The sequence below is a fragment of the Lentzea sp. JNUCC 0626 genome, assembly GCF_043632865.1.
Taxonomy (GTDB): domain Bacteria; phylum Actinomycetota; class Actinomycetes; order Mycobacteriales; family Pseudonocardiaceae; genus Lentzea.
The window spans coordinates 172,667-190,557 of the sequence record NZ_CP171635.1 but is presented as its reverse complement, the minus strand read 5'-3'; the positions used below and the strand labels follow the sequence as shown (position 1 = coordinate 190,557).

The 17,891-nt window shown below is 68.7% G+C and carries 16 protein-coding genes; 9 read left to right on the top strand and 7 right to left on the bottom strand.

What is annotated here, in order from left to right; translation table 11 throughout:
* Positions 1-21 precede the first annotated feature (21 nt).
* Entirely contained in the window at positions 22-1,017 is a 996-nt protein-coding gene (locus JNUCC0626_RS00890; RefSeq protein ID WP_285630682.1) for a LacI family DNA-binding transcriptional regulator, read from the bottom strand.
* A 264-nt stretch (positions 1,018-1,281) separates the two neighbouring features.
* Here JNUCC0626_RS00890 and JNUCC0626_RS00885 point away from each other — a divergent pair, with 264 nt between their 5' ends.
* Positions 1,282-1,821, top strand: coding sequence for an MOSC domain-containing protein (locus JNUCC0626_RS00885; RefSeq protein WP_394617684.1), 540 nt, complete (start codon positions 1,282-1,284; stop codon positions 1,819-1,821).
* On the opposite strand, the gene JNUCC0626_RS00880 is transcribed toward JNUCC0626_RS00885, so the two are convergent.
* On the bottom strand, positions 1,818-2,555 hold the full coding sequence (locus tag JNUCC0626_RS00880; RefSeq protein WP_394617683.1) for an alpha/beta fold hydrolase: 738 nt from the start codon (positions 2,553-2,555) through the stop codon (positions 1,818-1,820). The two genes, JNUCC0626_RS00885 and JNUCC0626_RS00880, sit on opposite strands and share 4 nt — an antisense overlap.
* Before the next feature lie 183 nt (positions 2,556-2,738).
* On the opposite strand from JNUCC0626_RS00880, the gene JNUCC0626_RS00875 reads away from it, so the two are divergent.
* From JNUCC0626_RS00875 to JNUCC0626_RS00860, 4 genes are all read left to right on the top strand, one after another.
* A complete protein-coding gene (locus tag JNUCC0626_RS00875) occupies positions 2,739-3,635 on the top strand; it encodes an anti-sigma factor RsbA family regulatory protein (RefSeq protein WP_394617682.1) in 897 nt (298 codons plus the stop codon).
* 61 nt (positions 3,636-3,696) lie between these two features.
* Positions 3,697-4,995 carry a wax ester/triacylglycerol synthase family O-acyltransferase gene (locus tag JNUCC0626_RS00870; protein WP_394617681.1) on the top strand — a complete coding sequence of 433 codons (1,299 nt, stop codon included), beginning with the start codon at positions 3,697-3,699 and terminating at the stop codon, positions 4,993-4,995.
* Positions 4,996-5,016: 21 nt separating this feature from the next.
* Entirely contained in the window at positions 5,017-5,682 is a 666-nt protein-coding gene (locus tag JNUCC0626_RS00865) for an HAD family hydrolase (RefSeq protein WP_394617680.1), read from the top strand.
* Positions 5,683-6,353: 671 nt separating this feature from the next.
* Entirely contained in the window at positions 6,354-7,571 is a 1,218-nt protein-coding gene (locus JNUCC0626_RS00860) for an IS110 family transposase (protein ID WP_394621944.1), read from the top strand.
* 158 nt (positions 7,572-7,729) lie between these two features.
* Here the strand turns inward: JNUCC0626_RS00860 and JNUCC0626_RS00855 are convergent, their stop codons facing one another.
* The 4 genes from JNUCC0626_RS00855 to JNUCC0626_RS00840 form a co-directional block, all read right to left on the bottom strand.
* Positions 7,730-9,043, bottom strand: a complete 1,314-nt coding sequence (locus tag JNUCC0626_RS00855) for a serine/threonine-protein kinase (RefSeq protein ID WP_394617679.1) — start codon at positions 9,041-9,043, stop codon at positions 7,730-7,732.
* A gap of 74 nt (positions 9,044-9,117) precedes the next feature.
* Positions 9,118-10,344 carry an ATP-grasp domain-containing protein gene (locus tag JNUCC0626_RS00850; protein WP_394617678.1) on the bottom strand — a complete coding sequence of 409 codons (1,227 nt, stop codon included), beginning with the start codon at positions 10,342-10,344 and terminating at the stop codon, positions 9,118-9,120.
* 93 nt (positions 10,345-10,437) lie between these two features.
* Complete coding sequence (locus JNUCC0626_RS00845) at positions 10,438-11,055, bottom strand: ScbR family autoregulator-binding transcription factor (RefSeq protein WP_394617677.1); 618 nt, start codon at positions 11,053-11,055, stop codon at positions 10,438-10,440.
* Positions 11,052-11,462: a nuclear transport factor 2 family protein gene (locus JNUCC0626_RS00840; RefSeq protein ID WP_394617676.1), complete on the bottom strand. Its 411-nt coding sequence runs from the start codon at positions 11,460-11,462 to the stop codon at positions 11,052-11,054. Before JNUCC0626_RS00840 ends, JNUCC0626_RS00845 begins: the two co-directional genes overlap by 4 nt.
* Positions 11,463-11,670: 208 nt before the next feature.
* Here JNUCC0626_RS00840 and JNUCC0626_RS00835 point away from each other — a divergent pair, with 208 nt between their 5' ends.
* From JNUCC0626_RS00835 to JNUCC0626_RS00820, 4 genes are all read left to right on the top strand, one after another.
* Entirely contained in the window at positions 11,671-11,997 is a 327-nt protein-coding gene (locus tag JNUCC0626_RS00835; protein ID WP_285630652.1) for a helix-turn-helix domain-containing protein, read from the top strand.
* Between the two features lie 271 nt (positions 11,998-12,268).
* Positions 12,269-13,666, top strand: coding sequence for a glycoside hydrolase family 28 protein (locus JNUCC0626_RS00830; RefSeq protein ID WP_394617675.1), 1,398 nt, complete (start codon positions 12,269-12,271; stop codon positions 13,664-13,666).
* 8 nt (positions 13,667-13,674) lie between these two features.
* Entirely contained in the window at positions 13,675-15,051 is a 1,377-nt protein-coding gene (locus JNUCC0626_RS00825) for a glycoside hydrolase family 28 protein (RefSeq protein WP_394617674.1), read from the top strand.
* A complete protein-coding gene (locus tag JNUCC0626_RS00820; protein WP_394617673.1) occupies positions 15,048-17,414 on the top strand; it encodes a TIM-barrel domain-containing protein in 2,367 nt (788 codons plus the stop codon). Before JNUCC0626_RS00825 ends, JNUCC0626_RS00820 begins: the two co-directional genes overlap by 4 nt.
* Here JNUCC0626_RS00820 and JNUCC0626_RS00815 read toward each other — a convergent pair.
* The gene (locus tag JNUCC0626_RS00815) at positions 17,401-17,862 is read right to left on the bottom strand and encodes a MarR family winged helix-turn-helix transcriptional regulator (protein ID WP_394617672.1); all 462 of its coding nucleotides are present in this window, start codon (positions 17,860-17,862) and stop codon (positions 17,401-17,403) included. The genes JNUCC0626_RS00820 and JNUCC0626_RS00815 overlap by 14 nt on opposite strands.
* Positions 17,863-17,891 lie beyond the last annotated feature (29 nt).

The window sequence follows — 17,891 nt, the reverse complement described above, 5'->3', positions numbered from 1 at the left end:
TGTGGTGGAGCAGGGTGGTGACTAGGGCGCGGATTCGCGCACGATCAACGAGGTCGGCAGCACCAGCGGGTGGTCGGGCATGGGCTGTCCCTCGAGCGTGGAGAGCAGCATCCGCGCGGCGGCGGCACCCATCTCCTGCAACGGCTGGCGGATCGTCGTCAGCCGGGGTTCGGTGTGTCCCGCGACCGGGACGTCGTCGAAGCCCACCACGGAGACGTCGTCGGGGACGCTCCGGCCGGACTCCCGCAGGGCCCGCAGCACCCCGACCGCCGAGAGGTCGTTCTGCGCGAACACCGCGTCGAAGGGGATTCCACTTGCGACCAGCTTGTCCACGGCGACCTCACCACCTTCCGTGGTGAAGTCGCCGTCGACGACGAGGTCCGGGTGCAGCGTCAGGCCCGCTTCCGCCAAAGCGAGCCGGAACCCGTCCAGCCTCGCCTGAGTGCACCCGAAGTGCGGTGGTCCGGTGACGACGGCGAACCTGCGGCGGCCTGCCGCGACGAGATGCCTCGCGACATCTGCGCCTCCCTGCCGATTCGTCGTCGTCACCGAAGGGAACTCCGGGTGCGAGCCGCGATCGTCGATCATGACGACCGGCAGGCCCGCCCGGTAGAGCGTGGAGATGTAGTGCAGCGCGTCCGGCGGCTCGACGACCAGCAGGCCGTCGAAAGCGTTGGCGGACACGTGGTTCGCGAACTGGTTGAGCGACTCGGGACCCCGGTTGAGGGTGTAGAGCAGCAGCCCGTAGCCGTCCGCTTCGAGGGTGTCGACGATGCCCTGCAGCACCTCGCCCATCCACGGCCAGGTGAGCGACGGCGCGAGCATCGCGACCGTGCGGGTGCGGCCCCTGGCCAGACCGACGGCGCGTGCGCTGGGGACGTAGCCGATCTCGTCGATCACCTTGCGCACGCGCTGTGCGGTCGAGGCGTCCACGTCCGGCTTACCGTTCAGCACACGTGACACGGTCGCTTTGGACACCTGGGCGCGTTGGGCGACCTCTGCGATCGTGACACGCATGCCGAACTTCCTTCCGCCGCCTCCTGAAACCGGTTCCGTAACCGGTTCCGACGAGGTGTGACGGAGTCAACAGCGTGAAGTGAGCTTTAGTCAAGACTCTTGCCGGAAGTTCGTGAGAGCGTTTCCACGATCCGGTGCATCGATGCAGGTAGGACACTACAGGGTGACTCGAATTGAGACACCTTGATCGATTCGTCCTTCCGTGTTTCACTGCTCCGTTCGGCGTATCCCCTGCGTCTCAACAGTTCGTGCATGATGGCTGTCATGGGGGTTGTTACAGCGGTGTGCCGCAACGAGGAGTACACGTTCACAAAGCCGTCACGGGAGAGCATCACACTGCTCGCCGGTCTCGGCGTCGAAGGTGATGCGCACCAGGGCGTCACGGTGCAGCACCGGTCGCGCGTGGCCCAGGATCCGACCCAGCCGAACCTGCGTCAGGTGCACCTGATGCACGCCGAACTCTTCGACGAACTGGCGTCGAAGGGCTTCACGGTGGAGCCCGGTCAGATCGGCGAGAACGTCACCACGCGCGGCATCGATCTGCTCGGTCTGCCGACGGGAACGGTGCTGCGCCTGGGTTCCGAGGCCGTGGTCGAGGTGACCGGGCTGCGCAACCCGTGCTTCCAGATCGACAACTTCGCGCACGGGTTGCTCAAGGAGGTCGTCGGTCGCGGTCCGGACGGCGAACTCGTGCGGCGCGCGGGGATCATGTCGGTCGTGCTCGTCGGCGGAGTGGTCAGGCCTGGCGACGAGATCCGCGTCGAACTGCCGGCCGAGCCGCACCGTCCACTGGAGAAGGTCTAGTCGTTGCCGAAGTGGTCGTCGAGGATGACCGAGATCGTTCTCGGAGCCTCGACGACCGCGAGGTGCGCCGCGTCCCCGACGACGTAGAGCTCCGAGTCCGGGAGTTCGTCGTGGATCTGCCGGACGAGTTCGGTCGGTGTCGCGTGGTCCTGCGCGGCGGCGATCACCACGGTGGGCGCGTCGATCTTGGCCAGGTCCGGTCGCAGGTCCATGTCCCGCACGCCCTCGACGCACGCGAGGTACGTCGGCAGGTCGATCTTGAGCAGGTCCGCGCGGAAGGCGGCGACGACGTCAGGCGGGCACAGCGGCGTGAACCAGCGTTCGACGACGCGGTCCGCCACGGCCGCCATGCCTCCCGCGCGCAACCGCGTGATCCGGTCGTCGAGTCGCGCCTTGTCCGGCACGTGCGCGGTGGTGCAGACGAGCGCGAGCTTCGCGACGCGGTCGGTGTGCGCGGCGAGCCACATGCCGACCATGCCGCCGAGCGACACACCGCAGTAGTACACCTGGCGCAGTTCCAAGTGGTCCAACAGTTCCAGCACGTCGCGTGCGAGGTCCTCGATCGCGCACGGGCCGGGCACGGCGGGCGTGAGGCCGTGGCCGCGGTGGTCGAAGCGCAGCAGCCGGAACGGCAGGGAGAAGTCGCGCCACAGTTCGGTCGTCGTGCCGAGCGCGTTGCCGAGCACCAGCACCGGCGCGTCCTCCGGCCCGGTCAGCGTGTGGTGCGCGAGCACGGCGTCACCTCCTCGCAAAGGCCCCGACAACCGCGAGTCTGCCTGGGGTTTTGCCCGAACGCACGATGAATCGCGTTCCTCCGTTCCAGGCCGTGGACAACCACCGGCCTGGCCCCCGCCGAAACACCGTTACGGGTGGCAGAGTGGTGACCTGCCGAAATCACCGACCTCACCGGGAAGCCGATGAACTCCGTTGCCCCGTTCGCTCACGAAGCCCTGTTCTACCGAGACGAGGACACGTTCCTCTCCGGTACGGCCAGATTCGTGGCGGATGGCGTCGACAGCGGCGAGCCGGTGCTGGTGGCGGTGCCGGAGGCGAGCATCGGGCCGTTGCGCGACCGGCTCGGCGAGCAGGCGGACCAGGTGCACTTCATCGACATGACGGAGGCAGGCCGCAACCCGGGCCGGATCATCCCCGGGGTGCTGATGGCGTTCAGCGCGAGCACGCAGCGGCGGTTCCGGATGATCGGCGAGCCGATGTGGCCCGGCCGCACGGCGCTCGAGTACCCGGCGTGCGTGCAGCACGAGGCGTTGATCAACACCGCGTTCGAGGGCAGGCCGGGCGTGATCCTCTGCCCGTACGACGCCTCGGCGCTCGCGGGGCACGTGCTGGAGGACGCGCGGCGCACGCATCCCGTGGTGATCGACGGCGAGCGGCGGGTCGCGAGTGAGTGGTACACGGACCCGTCCGGGCTCGCCGACATCTACAACGTGCCGCTGCCTCCGCCGCCTCCGGACGCCGCGGAGCACCCGTTCACCGTCGGCACGCTCGCGCACCTGCGGCAGCTGGTGTCGCAGTACGCGCACTGGTTGCGGCGCGAGCAGATCGACGACCTGGTGCTGGCGGTCAACGAACTCGCGACCAACAGCATCCTGCACGCGTCGGGGCGCGGGGTGCTGCGGATGTGGCGCGAGGGCGGCACCGCGGTCTGCGAGGTGAGCGACGCGGGCGCCGGGTTCCCGCCGTCGTTCACGGGCCTCTCGGGCTTCGGGATCGTGATGGTGAACCTCTTGTGTGACCTGGTTCGCACCCACACGAGTCACAGCGGTACCACCGTTCGAGTGTACTTGGGCCGGTAGGGAGTCACCGCCATCTCATCGCAATGCGCATGACACGCGGACCTGTTTTCCTTGCACGGATATGACAGACCACCTCTCCCCCCTCGACATCGCTTTCCTCGCAATGGAAGGCGACACCAATCCGTTGCACCTCGGCGCGGTCGCGACCTTCGCACCGTCCACTCCGGTGCATCCGGCCCGCATCGCCGCCGTCCTCTGCGAACGGTCGCAAGAGATTCCGCGTCTGCGACACCGCGCGCGCTCCTCGTTGCTCGGCGGTGCGCGCTGGGTGGAGGACCCCGGCTTCGCGCCTGAGGACCACGTGTTCACGCACCACGTGCGCGGCCGCGACCGCTTCGCCACGCTGGTGTCGCACCTCATGGCGCAGCCGCTCGACCTGGCGCGCCCGCCGTGGGAGCTGCATGTCGTAACCGGTCTCGCGGGCGGCCGCTTCGCCGTCGTGGCGAAGCTGCACCACTCGTTGTGCGACGGCATGAAGGCCGTTGGCCTGGGAATTCAGCTCTTCGACCCGTCCCGGCTGTCCATTCCGGACGCTGCCGAGGCGCCGTCGCGGTCGCTGCTGCCGTCCCTGCCGACGCTGCGCGGCATCAAGGACACCCTCGACATCGCGTCGTCGGTCCTGATGAACACCCGCCCGCCGACGCTGAACTCGCCGGTGCTCACCGCGTCCACCCGGCCACGCCGAGTGGTGATGTCGCGCGTGGATCTTCCGGACGTGCACCGAATCCGCCGAGCCCACGGCGGCACGGTCAACGACGTGCTGCTCGCCCTCGTCACAGGTGCCTTGCGCCACTGGCTTTCCGCGCACGGCAGCGCGGGCCCGGACTCGGTCGTCCGCGCCCTGATCCCGGTTAACCAGCGCTCACGCTCCGGCGACGGCGCCTCGGGCAACCAGATCTCCGGCTTCCTCGTCTCCCTGCCGGTGGGCGTGGCCGACCCGCTGGAACGCCTGCGCTCGGTGCGCGAGCAGATGGAGGCCGCCAAGGCCGCAGGCCCGGACCGGGGCGCCGGCGCGTTGCCCCTGCTCGCCGACCGCGTGCCGCCGTTCGTGCACCGCCTGGCCGCCCCGGTGATGGGCCGCTGCGCTCCCCTGCTGTTCGACACGCTGGTCACGTCGGTGCCGCTACCGTCGGTGCCGCTGTCCCTGGACGGCGCCGGGTTGTGCGAGCTCTACCCGGTGGCGCCCGTCGCCCCCGGCCACGCCGTCGGCATCGCGCTGTCGGTGTACCGCAACGCCGTGCACGTCTGCCTCAACACCAACCAGTCGTGGATGTCGGACGCGACCTGGCTCGACGGCGTGCTGCGCCGGGAGCTCGCGGCGTTGCAGGAGACCCGCGAGCTGGTGGGTTTGCCGAGGTAGGGGCACGGGCAAACCTGCTCCATGAGCAACACCCTGGTCCTCGACGTGGACGGCACCCTGGTCGACACCAACTACCACCACACGGTGGCGTGGCTGCGCGCGTTCTCCGACGCGGGCGTCACCGTGCCGGGCTGGCAGGTGCACCGGGCCATCGGCATGGGCGGCGACAAGCTGGTCGCCGCGGTGGCCGGCGACCACGTCGAGCAGGAACACGGCGATTCGTTGCGCGCCTCGTGGGAGCGCCACTTCGACCTGATGCTCCCCGAGATCCAGCCGTTGGAGGGCGCGCACCGGCTGGTCCGGGCCGCCCTGGACCTCGACCTGGCCGTGGTGCTCGCCAGCTCGGGCAAGCGCAAGCACGTCGAGCACTACCTGAAGCTGATCGATCCCGGCGAGGTCGCCTGGACCACGTCCGACGATGTCGATGCGAGCAAGCCCGAACCTGATCTGGTCGAGGTGGCGTTGCGGCAGGTGCAGGGGACGCGGGCCGTGGTGGTGGGCGACTCGGTGTGGGACTGCGAGGCTGCGCGGCGGGCCGGGCTGCCGTCGGTCGGGCTGCTGACGGGTGGGTTCAGCGAGGACGAGTTGATCGACCGCGGGGCGACGGCGGTGTATCCGGACCTGGACTCGGTGCGGGCGGAGCTGGCGGACCTGCCGTTCGCGCCGGTGGACGATCCGAGCGCCTAGGCGGTTCCGATTCCGGTTCCGGTTCCAGTTCCAGCGAGGGTCCGTCGCCAGTGCGGTGGTCGTGCAGACCATTTCGGGACGGGTTGGGTCATCGCCGCTGGCGCGTCGATAGGGATTGGGGCTTGACTTCGGGGCCCTTGCGAGGCGCTGGTCGGACCGGAAAGGCCGGGCTGAAAAGCGCCCGGCCGAGCCACTAGTGGTAGCACCTCGCACCCAAAGTCAAGCCCCAATCCCTTCGGGTGCGTGGCTGGGTTGCGTTGGTACGTCACCGATACCGGCTGATCGGTGCAGCCAAGAGTGTCGGCTCGCCTTCGGCATTGCGTGGGGCGGGCGGAGTGTTTTGAGCCAAGAGCTGAGGACGCCTCGCCTTCGGCATTGCCGTTGGGTCTTGGGTGGGCTCGGCTACGCCATCGCGATGCTCGCGCTCACACGGCCTCGCCTAATGAGTGGTGGGCCGGTCGTCTGGCAGGCTCGGTGTGGTGGCGCTGGTGGGTGAGTACTTGTCTCGCCTGGACGTGTGAGTCCTTGCCGAAGATCGTGCCCCCGCTGGTGTCGGGAGAACGTGATCGCTGCTGGGATGTCGTGCCCGCCGGTGGGTGTGAGCACTGTTCATTAGGTCGCTGATTGTTCTCCCGCCGCTGTGGAACGGGTGTCGACGGGAGGACGCGATGCTGCTGTTGGTGGGCGATGACTGGGCCGAGGATCACCATGATGTCGAGCTGATGGACGCCGGCGGGCGCAGGCTCGCGAAGGCGCGGTTGCCTGAGGGTGTGGCCGGGATGGCCCGGTTACACGCGTTGATCGCCGAGCACGCCGGTGATGCCGAGGTCGAGGATGTGCGGGTGCGGGTCGGGATCGAGACCGATCGGGGTCCGTGGGTGGTCGCGCTGGTTGCCGCGGGCTATGAGGTGTTCGCGGTGAATCCGTTGTCGGTGGCGCGGTTCCGGGACCGGCACGCGGTCTCGGGTGCGAAAAGCGACGCGGGGGACGCGCATGTGCTGGCGGACATGGTCCGCACCGACGCCCACCAGCTCAGGCCGGTCGCGGGTGACTCGGCCGGGGTCGAGGGGATCAAGGTCGTCGCCAGGGTGCACAAGACGCTGATCTGGGATCGCACCCGTCACACGCTGCGGTTGCGGCACTCGTTGCGGGAGTACTTCCCGGCCGCGCTGGCCGCGTTCACCGATCTGGACGCGCCGGACACGCTGGAGCTGCTGGGCCGGGCACCGGACCCGGACACCGCGAAAAGCCTGTCGTTCAACCAGATCCGCGGCGCTCTCGATCGGGCCCGTCGTCGCGACGCCGACGTCAAGGCCGCCGAGATCCAGGCCGCGCTGCGCACAGAGCACCTCGGCCAGCCGCCGGTGGTGACCGCCGCCTACGCGGCGACCACCCGCGCCACCATCGCGATCCTCGCCACGCTGGCCGAGCAGATCACCGGTCTGCAGGGCGAGGTCGAGGCCCATTTTGGCCGGCACCCGGACGCTGAGATCGTGCTGTCCCAACCAGGGATCGGCGTGGTGATCGGTGCTCGGGTGCTGGCCGAGTTCGGAGACGACCCCGCCCGCTATGCCAGCGCGAAAGCCCGCAAGAACTACGCCGGCACCAGCCCGCTCACCATCGCCTCCGGCCGCAAACGCACCGTCACGGCCCGGCACGTCCACAACGACCGGCTCATCGACGCCCTGATCGCCCAAGCCTTCGTCGCCATGCGCGTCAGCCCTGGCGCCCGCGCCTACTACCAGCGACAACGCACACGCGGCCTCGGCCACAACGCCGCATTACGCCACCTCGCCAACCGCCTGGTCGGCATCCTGCACGGCTGCCTCAAAACCCGCACCCACTACAACGAAACCACCGCCTGGCCACACCACACCGCCGCCGCTTGACACCCCAGCAACTGGGATGTCTTCGGCTTCGTTCCCCTCAAGCCATTGGTTGCTGAGTTCCTGGCTGCCCCATCTCCCGGCTGCCCGTCGCTTAGCTGGCCGTCTCCCGGCTGCCCATCTCCCGGCTGCCCGTCTCCCGGCTGCTCGGTGGCGTGGCGCTAGGGCTGGGTCGGAGCCATCGACGGCGTTGGAGCTTCCGAGGACTTCTTGCGGTCCTTCTTCTTCTCCTTGTCCTTCTTCGTCTTGGTCGACTCGGGCTCTGCAGACCCCGCCGCCTCCGTCGTCTCCACTGTCGGCGCCGACGAGTCCGCCCCCGCCCCGGGCTGCGGAACTCCAGGCACGCCAGGCGCCTCGGCCTCACCCGAGTCGGACGACGTCTGCACCACGGTCACCGTCGACTGGGTCACCGTCACCACGTGCGTCCGCGCGTCCGGCGCCACGGGCCGGTCCGCCGCCGGAGCCTCGGACCCACCAGCGAAGTTGGCCACCACCACAGCCACCGCCGTGGCCGCCACGGCGGCCGCCGCGATAGCCAAACGCTTGCTCCGTCGCGATCGCTGCTCGGGCACCAGAACGGCAACAGGTTCGGTGACGGCGACCGGCAGAGGAACGGCAGCGGCGACGGGAGCGTCCACCAGCAACGCCGGCAACCCGCGGCTCGCCTCGAAGGCCGCGTCCAACGACCGCGCGCACTGAGCGGCGGTGGGCCGCTGGGCCGGATCCATGTCCGTCATCGCGGACAACAGCGAAGACCAGGCCGACGGCAGGTCGATGGGAATCCGCGGGGCGCGCGCCAGCCTGGCCAGCGCCGCCTCGGCGTCGCCGCCGGGGTACTCGTTCCGCCCGGTCAGGCACTCCAGCAGCACCAGTCCTAGCGAGTACACGTCGGCCGCGGGTCCGACTTCGGCGCCGCGCACCTGCTCCGGCGACAGGTATCCGGCGGTGCCGACCAGCACCCCCGACGTCGTCACCCGCGTCACCTCGGCGACCAGGGCAAGGCCGAAGTCGGCCAGGTAGGCCTGCTTCTCCTCGTCGTCGAGCAGGATGTTCGACGGCTTGATGTCGCGGTGTACCACGCCGAGGCCGTGCACGTGGTCGAGAACTGCGGCGATCTGCGCGCCGATCCGTGCCACGAAGCGCGGGGGCAGGGGTTCGCGCATGCGTTGGCGCAGCGTGCCGCCGGGGATCTCGCGCATCACGTAGTACGGGCGGCGCGAGACGGAACCCGAGGCGTAGACCGGGATGATGCCGGGACAGTCCAAAGCCGACAGCATCGACGCCTCGCGTTGCAGGCGCAGTTCGTCGTCGGGCAGGCCGGGGCCGGTGAAGATCTTCACCGCGACCGAGGACGACGACGATCTGTCGTACGCGCGGTAGACCTCCGCCATGCCGCCGGAGCCGAGCAGTGAACCCAACACGTAGCGGTCGTCGACCACTTCGCCCGTCAGGTCACCGTCCCAGCGCTCGCTCATGGGTCTCCGCTCCGTCGCGTTCCAGCAAACTAACGGGTCGCGTGGAATTTCTGCTACCCGGCCACACCTGACGATCAGACGACGATCAGTCCCGCTTCGATCTCCCGCACGACCGCCTCGTCCCGTTCCAGCTGGTCAACGTCCGACGTGGCCAGCACTACCGAACCCAACGACGTCCACAGGTCATCGGTACGGGGAACCTGAGAACCTTCGCGATACGGCAGCGCCTCGCTCTGGTAACTCGGCAAAAGTGAGGCCAGCTCGTCAAAACGCACCGAGTTGCCGAGCTCGCCGGCGGCGGGCGACGACAGGTACACCGACTTCACGTGCTGGCGTTGCAGGTACCGGCCGACGCGGGCGACGCCGTCGACGCGGTGCGCCACCATCCGGGTGATCTGGCTTTCGCCGGTGCCGAGCAGGGTGAGTTCCTGTTGCGACGCACCGGCGAGGCGGGCGCCGATCTCGATCAGCCGCGGTCCGTCGGCGGTCATCATCACCTCGACGTGCGCGGGTCCGTTGCGGACGCCGGTGGCTTCGAGCACGCGACGGACGTAGGTGAACAGCACCTCGACGACCGGGTCCGACGGCGGCACCAGGGTGTTCGACAGGTAGATGCCGAGCCGGTCGCCGCGGCGCTCCTTCTCGTAGCGCCACACCGAGACCAGCCCGTGCTGCCCGTCGACCGAGTAGGTGTCCACCTCGTACTCGGTGCCCACCGCGAGTTCCTGCACGAGCACCTTGTCGTTGCGGAGGTCCAGCTTGTTAACGCAGCCGAGAATCCGGTGGAACTTCTCCCGCCAGTCGTCACCGGGCATCGCGACGAACACGTCGTCGGTGCCGCCGCTGCACTGCGGCTTCAGCACGATCGGCGCGTTCTCCAGTCCTTCGCGGCGCAGCCACGCGGCGACCTCGTCGACGCAGTCTGAGCTGATCTGCCGCAGGTGCGGCACCTCGGCGGTGCGCAACGCCACGGCCATCTGCCACTTGTCCCGGCGGGCGGAGGACAACCGCAGCACGTTCGAACGGCCGGGCGCGATCAGTTCCGACAACGTCTCCGCGGCCTCGACGCCGGTCTCGGTGCCGGGCACGACAGCGATCGGGTCGCGCACGGCGAGCTTTGCCGCGAGCTCGTCCAGGTCGTGCAGCACGTGGATCTCGCTGAAGTCGTCGGGCGCCCAGGTGAGCCCGCGCGGAGGCTTCTCCGTCGTCAGCACGGCGATCGCCTCGACACCCCGTTGCCGGAACGCCGGTGCGATTCCCCTGCCTGCCGAGTACGGGTCCACGACCACGATGCTGCTCACGCCTGCTCCTACCGTTGGCTCCCCTGACGAACGAGGAACACAACAGCGGAGCCGTGAACAGGCATTCCTGTCTCGATTGGGTCGAGACGACCATCACTCGAACCGCAACTTCTCCCGGACAGGTGCTGTCACGAGACAGCCAGAAGTCGCCCTCCACACCCGGCCGAGCCGCACGCCGAGATCGGTGCCGCCGCTCAGGGCCTGCGCCACGAACTGGAGCCCGAGCAACTCGGCGACGATCTGCTCGGCCGCGTGCCGCACGTTCACCTCCGGCCGCAGCTCACCGCGTTCGCGCGCCAACGACAGCAGGTCGCGCACGACGGTGACCCAGCCGATCACCTGCGCGGCCGCCGCGACGTCGAAGAACACCGCCTCCCGCAACAGCTTCGCGCTCACCCGCACGGTCAGGTCGGTCTCCAGCCGGCGCACGAACTCGAACGACATCGCGATCAGCGCCTGGATCGGCGACGGCTCCACGGCGAGCACCTCGTCGCGCAACCGGTGCCACAGCAACGACTGCTCCTCGATGATCGCGACGCCGAGGGCCTCTTTGGAACGAAAGTGACAGTAGAGCGCGCCTTTCGACACATCCGCACGCGCGCACACGGCCGTGAGGCTGGAACCCGTGAACCCTTCGCGGTCGAACACCTCCGCCGCAGCACGCAGCAGACGAGTTCTCGTGTGCACGGCCCTCTCGCGTTGGGCGCTCATCCCCCGGTCCGCGCGAGACCGGTCGCGACGGCGGCGGCCAGCGTGTCCGGCAGGTGCCGGTACTGCTCGATCTCCCCGAGGTGCACGGACAGCACAGTGGTGAAGCGCGTCTCCACGGTGTCGCCGGTGGCCTGGACCCGCCAGCGCGCCGAGCCGATCACGGCCGCGTCGCCGCCGTCGACGATCACCTGGCGGGCCGAGAGCTGCTCCAGGCCGTAGGTCGCGAAGAGCGTCAGGAACTGGGCCTCGACCTCGCGCCTGCTGCGCGTGCCGAACGCCCACCGGGCGCCGTTCGGGTCGGGCGCCTCCCATTCCACGGCCGGTGCGCACAGCCGCGCGATGCCGGGTGCGTCCTGTGCCGCGAGGCGTGCCAGGAACACCTGCACCACTTCGACCGTCGAGAGCATTTCCCCACACTAACAAGGCGCGCGAAAAGTGGGCGCGCACACCCCATTGGACCAGTTGCGTTTCCTCCGAACAACCGATCAAGTCATTACATCGGTGACTGAACTTTCAACGACCGCCGGTATCACCGCAATGCACGGCACGAACTCGGCGACTTTGCGGCACTGTGGACGCCGTACCCCCGTCATCTCGTCGAAACGGAGCAGAACCGTGCTCAAGGCAGTCCCCCAAGCCCACGAGCACCGGGCCACCAGGCCGATCACCGACCTGATTCCCCAGGCACGGCGGGCGCAGGGCCTCACCCAGCGCGAACTCGCCGACCTGTTGTGCGAGATCTCACAAAACGACAGCGTCACCCGTGAAGAAGTGTCGAGGTGGGAACGCGGCAAACGCATTCCCGGCCCCTACTGGCGAGCCTGGATCAGTGCGGCGCTCGACGTACCGCACGCCGAGGTGGACCGAGCGGCGGTAGCCGAACGGCAATACCGGAGGACCAGGACGGAAGTCCGCACCCACCACCGGGTGAATACTTTGTGATGCCGAGCGGACCGCCACGAGAATTGCCCTGAATTCACTTTCGGCAAGTTCCGGTGGTATTGCGCCGGTCGCCGTTGCGCGCGACCGGCGAGACCTCGGAGGGGCCAGCCCGTCTCCGGACAGAGCATCACCGCAAGCCCTCATGCCGGCGTCGCTCAGCCGTTGACGCGAAGCCGGACACCGGTGTAGACATCGGTTGAAAAGGTTTACACATCCTTCTCATCGCCGCCGCTCGCTGTCGCCACCACGCACGCGCGCGAAAGGACGGCCGATGGACACCAACCGCCGCGACTTCCTCAAGGTCGCGGGCACCACCGCCGGCATCACGATCCTCGGCGGCTCCCTGCCCGCGGCGGCACAGGAGCCGGACGCCGCACCGTGGGACCAGGTGCCGCAGATCCTCGCCGAGATCGTCCCGCCGACGTTCCCCGCCGCCAGGTTCGACATCACGGCCCACGGCGCCAAGGGGGACGGCAAGACCAAGAACACCGAGGCGTTCCGGCGAGCGATCGAGGCCTGCAACGCCGCCGGTGGCGGGCACGTCGTCGTGCCGAAGGGCAGCTTCCTGACCGGCGCGATCACCCTGCTCAGCAACGTGAACCTGGTCGTGTCCCAGGACGCGACGATCAAGTTCTCCACCGATCCCCAGGACTACCCGCTGGTCTACACGCGGTGGCAGGGCATCGAGTGCATGAACTTCTCGTCGTTCATCTACGCCCGCAAGGCCGAGAACGTCGCGATCACCGGGCCGGGCCTGATCGACGGCCAGGGCCCGTCCGGCCCGTGGTTCGACTACGACGGCAAGCGCCAGCCCGACTGGGAGAGGCTGCAGAAGCAGGCCGTCGACAACGTGCCCGTCACCGACCGGAAATTCGGCATGGGCCACTTCCTCAAGCCGAACATGATCACGCTCTACGAGTGCCGCAACGTCCTCGTCGAGGGCGTGCGGCTGCGCAACTCCGCGATGTGGAACGTGCATCCCGTGCTGTGCACCAACGTGACGGTCCGCGACATCTTCGTGTACAGCCGCGGCGGCATGGTCGACGGCTGCGACCCCGAGTCCTCGCGGTACGTGCACATCACCGGCTGCCGGTTCGACTGCGGCGACGACGGCATCGCCATCAAGGCGGGACGCGACACCGACGGCCGCCGCGTCGGTGTGGCCAGCGAGAACATCGTGATCGAGAACTGCTCGTTCGAGGGCCGCTGGGGCGCCTTGACGGTCGGCAGCGAGATGTCCGGCGGCGTGCGCAACGTCTTCTTCCAGGACTGCACGGTCAGGAAGGGCTCGTCCTACAAGCCCTTCCACGTCCTCTACATCAAGACCAACGAACGGCGCGGCGGCACCGTCGAGAACATCCACGCCCGCCGCATCAAGGCCACCGACGTCGACCGCGAGGCGATCGTGGTGACGCTGAACTACAGCCTCACCGGCCCCGGCTTCGGCCCGATCGTGAATCCCAAGGTGCAGAACATCACCGCCGACGGCTTCACCGTCAACGGCGTCAAGAAGACCGCCGTCACCCTGGACGGCCTGGCCGAGTCGCACATCCGCGGCGTCACCGTCTCCAACAGCACCTTCACGAACGTGACCACCGCGAAGCCGAGCATCAAGAACGCGGACGGCACCACGTTCACCAACGTGACCATCAACGGCAAGAAGGTCTGAGGCCCCTGATGTCCTTGTCTCGTCGTGATTTCGCGCGCGTGTCGGGCCTGACGGCGGCCGGTCTCCTGCTGCCGGCGGGCGTGGCGCAGGCCGCCCGCGATCCGTGGCGCGAGGTGCCGCTGATCCTCGCGAAGATCTGCCCACCCCGGTTCCGCAGGAAGGACTACGACGTCACCGCGTTCGGTGCGGTCGGCGACGGCCTCACCAAGAACACCGAGGCGTTCCGGCGCGCGATCACGGCGTGCCACCGCGCCGGTGGCGGCCGGGTCGTGGTGCCACCGGGGGTGTTCCTCACCGGTGGCATCAGACTTCTGTCCGATGTGGACCTGCATGTGTCGACCGGCGCCACCGTCAAGTTCTCCACCGACCCCGAGGACTACCTGCCGCTCGTGCTCACCCGCTGGGAAGGCACGCTCTGCTACAACTACCAGCCGTTCATCTACGCCTTCGAGCAGCAGAACATCGCCATCACGGGCGGCGGCACGATCGACGGTGACGCTCCCAGCGGGAAGTGGGCGAGCTGGGGCGCGGGCTCCACGACGTTGCTGCGCCAGTGGGGCGAGGACGGCGTCCCCGTCGAGCAGCGGATCATGGGGCCGGGAAGGAACATGCGGCCGAACATGATCCAGTTCTTCCGCTGCCGGAACCTGCTGGTCGAGGACGTGCTGATCAAGAACCCGGCCATGTGGTCGCTGCACTTCGTGTTCTCGCGGAACATCACGGTGCGGCGGATCGAGATCTACTCCACCAACTCGCAGGGCGACGGCGTCGACCTCGACTCGTCCTCCTACGTGCACGTGCACGACTCGAAGTTCAACACCAACGACGACTGCGTCGTGGTGAAGTGCGGGCGCGACGCGGACGGACGGCGCGTGGGCATTCCGTCGACCCACATCGTCGTGGAGCGCTGCAAGTTCTCCGGCCGCTGGGGCGGGATCACGATCGGCAGCGAGATGTCCGGTGGTGTGCGCGAGGTGTTCTGCCGCGACTGCGAGATCAACGCTCCGGACTACCCCGGCCGCTACCCGATCAAGCACGCGCTCTACGTCAAGACCAACCAGGATCGCGGGGGCGTGATCGACGGCGTGCACCTGCGCAACGTCTTCGGTCAGAACGTCGAACGCGAGATCCTGTTCGTGTCGATGTACTACCAGAACGGCGGCACGAAGGGCTTCTTCCCGCAGATCAACAATCTCACGATCGACCGGATGCGGATCAACGGCGGCCGGATCGCCGCGACGTTCCGCGGCTTCCCGCAGCAGCACATCCGCAACGTCCAGATCACCAACTCGACGTTCACCGGGATCACCGAGCCGAATCTGATCGAGCACACCGACGGCCTGGTGTTCCGCAACACCACGATCAACGGGGTGGTGCCGGCATGAGGTACCTGCTGACGCTCCTGCTGATCACCGCCGGGCTCACCGCGGGCGCGCCGATCGCCACGGCCGGTTCCGGTCTGTCCTGGAAGGCGACCACCAGCCCGTTCGCGCTCGACTTCCGGAACGGCAGGACGCTGACCGGCCAGCGCGAGACGTCCTACCGTCTCGCGGACGGCACGCCGCACTCGTTGACGAACGTCGTTGCCCAGAAACGGGTTCCGGGCGGCGTGCGGTACGTCGTGGCGACCACCGAGGCGACCCGGACGGCCGATGTCGTCGTGACGCGGACCGAGCGGGGCCTGCGGGTCGGGTGGACGCTCGACCCGGCGGCCGGTGTGGCGCAGGTGTCGGCGAACCTCACCGGGTCGTTGGAGGAGCACTTCCTCGGCGGCGGCGCGCACACGATGTTCGTCGACCTGCAACGCCGGGTGCTGCTCAACAAGGCGGTGTTCGTCGGCGCCTCGACGTTCGGCAAGTGCAACAAGAACGGCGCACCGTCGACGTTCTTCCTGTCCAGCAAAGGTTATGGCGTCTACGCCGACACGAAGGCCATCGGCCGCACGGCGTTCCCCGGCGCGCTGGCCGACGACCACTGCGCCGACAAGCCCGCGTCGTGCCCGGTGACGTTCGGCGTGCCGGACCGGATCCAGCTGTGCTTCAAGGCTTCCCGGCTCGACTACGAGGTCTACGCGGGCACGCCGGAGCAGGTCAACCGCGCCTACTTCCAGCGCGTCGGCACGCCCGCGTTGCCGCCCGCGCGCCAGTTCGCGCTGACCAAGTGGCGGGACAAGTACAACCACTCCGACGAGGTCGTCGAGGACGTCACGCAGTTCCAGGCGCGCGGCGTCCCGCTCGACACGCTCTGGGTCGACAACCCGTGGGAGCAAGGCCCTGAGGGTGCGCGGCCGACGTACGCGTGCATCGGCGCGTTGAAGTTCGACAAGACGATGTACCCCGACGCGCAGGGCACGATCGACTGGATGCGTTCCCGTGGCGTGAACATGGGTGTGTGGGTGGCGCCGTTCCTGAACAAGACCTCGGACGGCAGGACGTGCCCGCACGACTACCCCGAGGGCTCGTTCGCGCAGTCCGATCGCACGAACGTGTGGGACATCGACCTCACGAACCCCGTCGCCCGCGCCCATTACGAGGCCAAGCTCGAAGCCGTGTTCCGGATGGGCGTGAACTTCGTGAAGGGCGACCGCGGCGAGGAGCACAACTTCGAGGAGACGACGTTCGCGGGCGGCCCCGGCACACAGATCCACAACCGGTATCCGTTGCTGTACGCGGAATCCGTGGTGAAGATGCTGCGGAAGGTGCACGGCGACGACTACACGACGTTGTTCCGCGCGGGCGGTGACGGGATGCCGACGCTGTTGCACGGCTTCTGGCAGGCCGACGCGGACATGAGTTTCGACGGGCTGCGGCTCACGACCCGGCGCGGCCTCAACTCGTGGATCTCCGGCCACCCCGTGCACGGCTCGGACATCGGTGGCTACCGCAACCTCGGTGGCGGCCCCTCGGAGTCGCTGTTCGTGCGCTGGGCGCAGCAGTCCGCGGTGACGCCGGTGTTCCAGGTCGGCAGCTCCGGCCGCAACGCGACGCCGTGGGTGTACGACGCGGCGACGTTCGAACGCTTCCGGCGCGCCGCCGTGCTGCACTACGAACTGTTCCCGTACCTGTACGCGCAGGCCGTGCGCGCCTCTCGCGACGGAACGCCGATCACGCAACCGATGGCGTTCCGCTATCCCGGCGAGGAGGCGGCGTGGCGGGCCGACCAGCAGTTCATGGTCGGGCCCGACCTGCTCGCGGCGCCGGTGACGGCCGATCGGGCAGAAACCGATGGTGCGGCGGGCAAATCCACCCCGGTCGACGTCTGGCTGCCGCGCGGCGAGTGGATCGACCTGTTCTCCGGGCAGCGGGTGAGCGGCGGGCGGACCGTGACGCGGGAGTCCGGTTTGGACGACTTCCCGCTCTACCTGCGGGCGTCGGCCGCGATGCCGTTCAACTTCCGCACCCCGGACATCTGGGCGAAGCCGTGGGGTGTCAACGACCTCGACCGCACCGACCGCGCGGGCTGGCTCGTGTCGCCTTCAGCTGATGGCCGGTTCGGAAAGCTTCAGGTCGACTCGTTCGGCAAGCACGTGCTCGTGACGTTGCGCGGCGCTCCGGCCGAGTCGCAGCTGATGGTGCCCGCGGACGTGGCGCGGGTGGTGATCGACGGCAGGCCCGTGCGGTCGTCGACCGTCGAGGAGTTGCGGGGCAGGGCGACGGGCTGGGCGGCGGCCCCGTCGACGCCGGGCACGTTCGGGGGCACGGTGGTGAAGCTGCACGGCTCCGGCACCGTCCTGTTCACCCTGCGGTGAAGTGGGCCTCGACGTCCGTCACGAACCGGGCGAGCAGCCGGCCGAACGTCGCCTTGTCCTCCTCGGGCCAGTCGGCGAGGGCCTCGGCGAACCAACCGAAGACGGCCTCGAGGTAACGCCCGGCCGCCGCGTCACCGGACTCCGCGAGCTCGACCAGCCGGGCGCGCTGGTCGTCGGGGTCGGTGACGCGGCGGACCAGACCGGCGCGCTCCAGGTCGTGCAGATGCCTCGTGACGTGCGGGCCGACGACCTGCATCCGCGTCGCGATCTCCCCTACTCGCAGCGGCTGACCGGCCAGGCGCAGGGTGATGAGCACCGTCAGACCTGGCCGGTCGAGCGGGATCCCGACCCGCTCCATCGCCCGTTCCACCAGGTGACTGCGGTTGAGCACGGTACCCAGCCGCATCAGGTGCGGCAGCATCTCCGCAGGGTTCAGGGCGTCGCCCATCGACTTACCTACCTAACTTAGGTATATGC

Bases quoted from the DNA above. Each gene is read 5' to 3' on its own strand.
- JNUCC0626_RS00890 (WP_285630682.1), bottom strand. From the start codon at position 1,017: ATGCGTGTCACGATCGCAGAGGTCGCCCAACGCGCCCAGGTGTCCAAA.
- JNUCC0626_RS00885 (WP_394617684.1), top strand. From the start codon at position 1,282: ATGGGGGTTGTTACAGCGGTGTGCCGCAACGAGGAGTACACGTTCACA.
- JNUCC0626_RS00875 (WP_394617682.1), top strand. From the start codon at position 2,739: ATGAACTCCGTTGCCCCGTTCGCTCACGAAGCCCTGTTCTACCGAGAC.
- JNUCC0626_RS00870 (WP_394617681.1), top strand. From the start codon at position 3,697: ATGACAGACCACCTCTCCCCCCTCGACATCGCTTTCCTCGCAATGGAA.
- JNUCC0626_RS00865 (WP_394617680.1), top strand. From the start codon at position 5,017: ATGAGCAACACCCTGGTCCTCGACGTGGACGGCACCCTGGTCGACACC.
- JNUCC0626_RS00855 (WP_394617679.1), bottom strand. From the start codon at position 9,043: ATGAGCGAGCGCTGGGACGGTGACCTGACGGGCGAAGTGGTCGACGAC.
- JNUCC0626_RS00845 (WP_394617677.1), bottom strand. From the start codon at position 11,055: ATGAGCGCCCAACGCGAGAGGGCCGTGCACACGAGAACTCGTCTGCTG.
- JNUCC0626_RS00840 (WP_394617676.1), bottom strand. From the start codon at position 11,462: ATGCTCTCGACGGTCGAAGTGGTGCAGGTGTTCCTGGCACGCCTCGCG.
- JNUCC0626_RS00830 (WP_394617675.1), top strand. From the start codon at position 12,269: ATGGACACCAACCGCCGCGACTTCCTCAAGGTCGCGGGCACCACCGCC.
- JNUCC0626_RS00825 (WP_394617674.1), top strand. From the start codon at position 13,675: ATGTCCTTGTCTCGTCGTGATTTCGCGCGCGTGTCGGGCCTGACGGCG.
- JNUCC0626_RS00820 (WP_394617673.1), top strand. From the start codon at position 15,048: ATGAGGTACCTGCTGACGCTCCTGCTGATCACCGCCGGGCTCACCGCG.
- JNUCC0626_RS00815 (WP_394617672.1), bottom strand. From the start codon at position 17,862: ATGGGCGACGCCCTGAACCCTGCGGAGATGCTGCCGCACCTGATGCGG.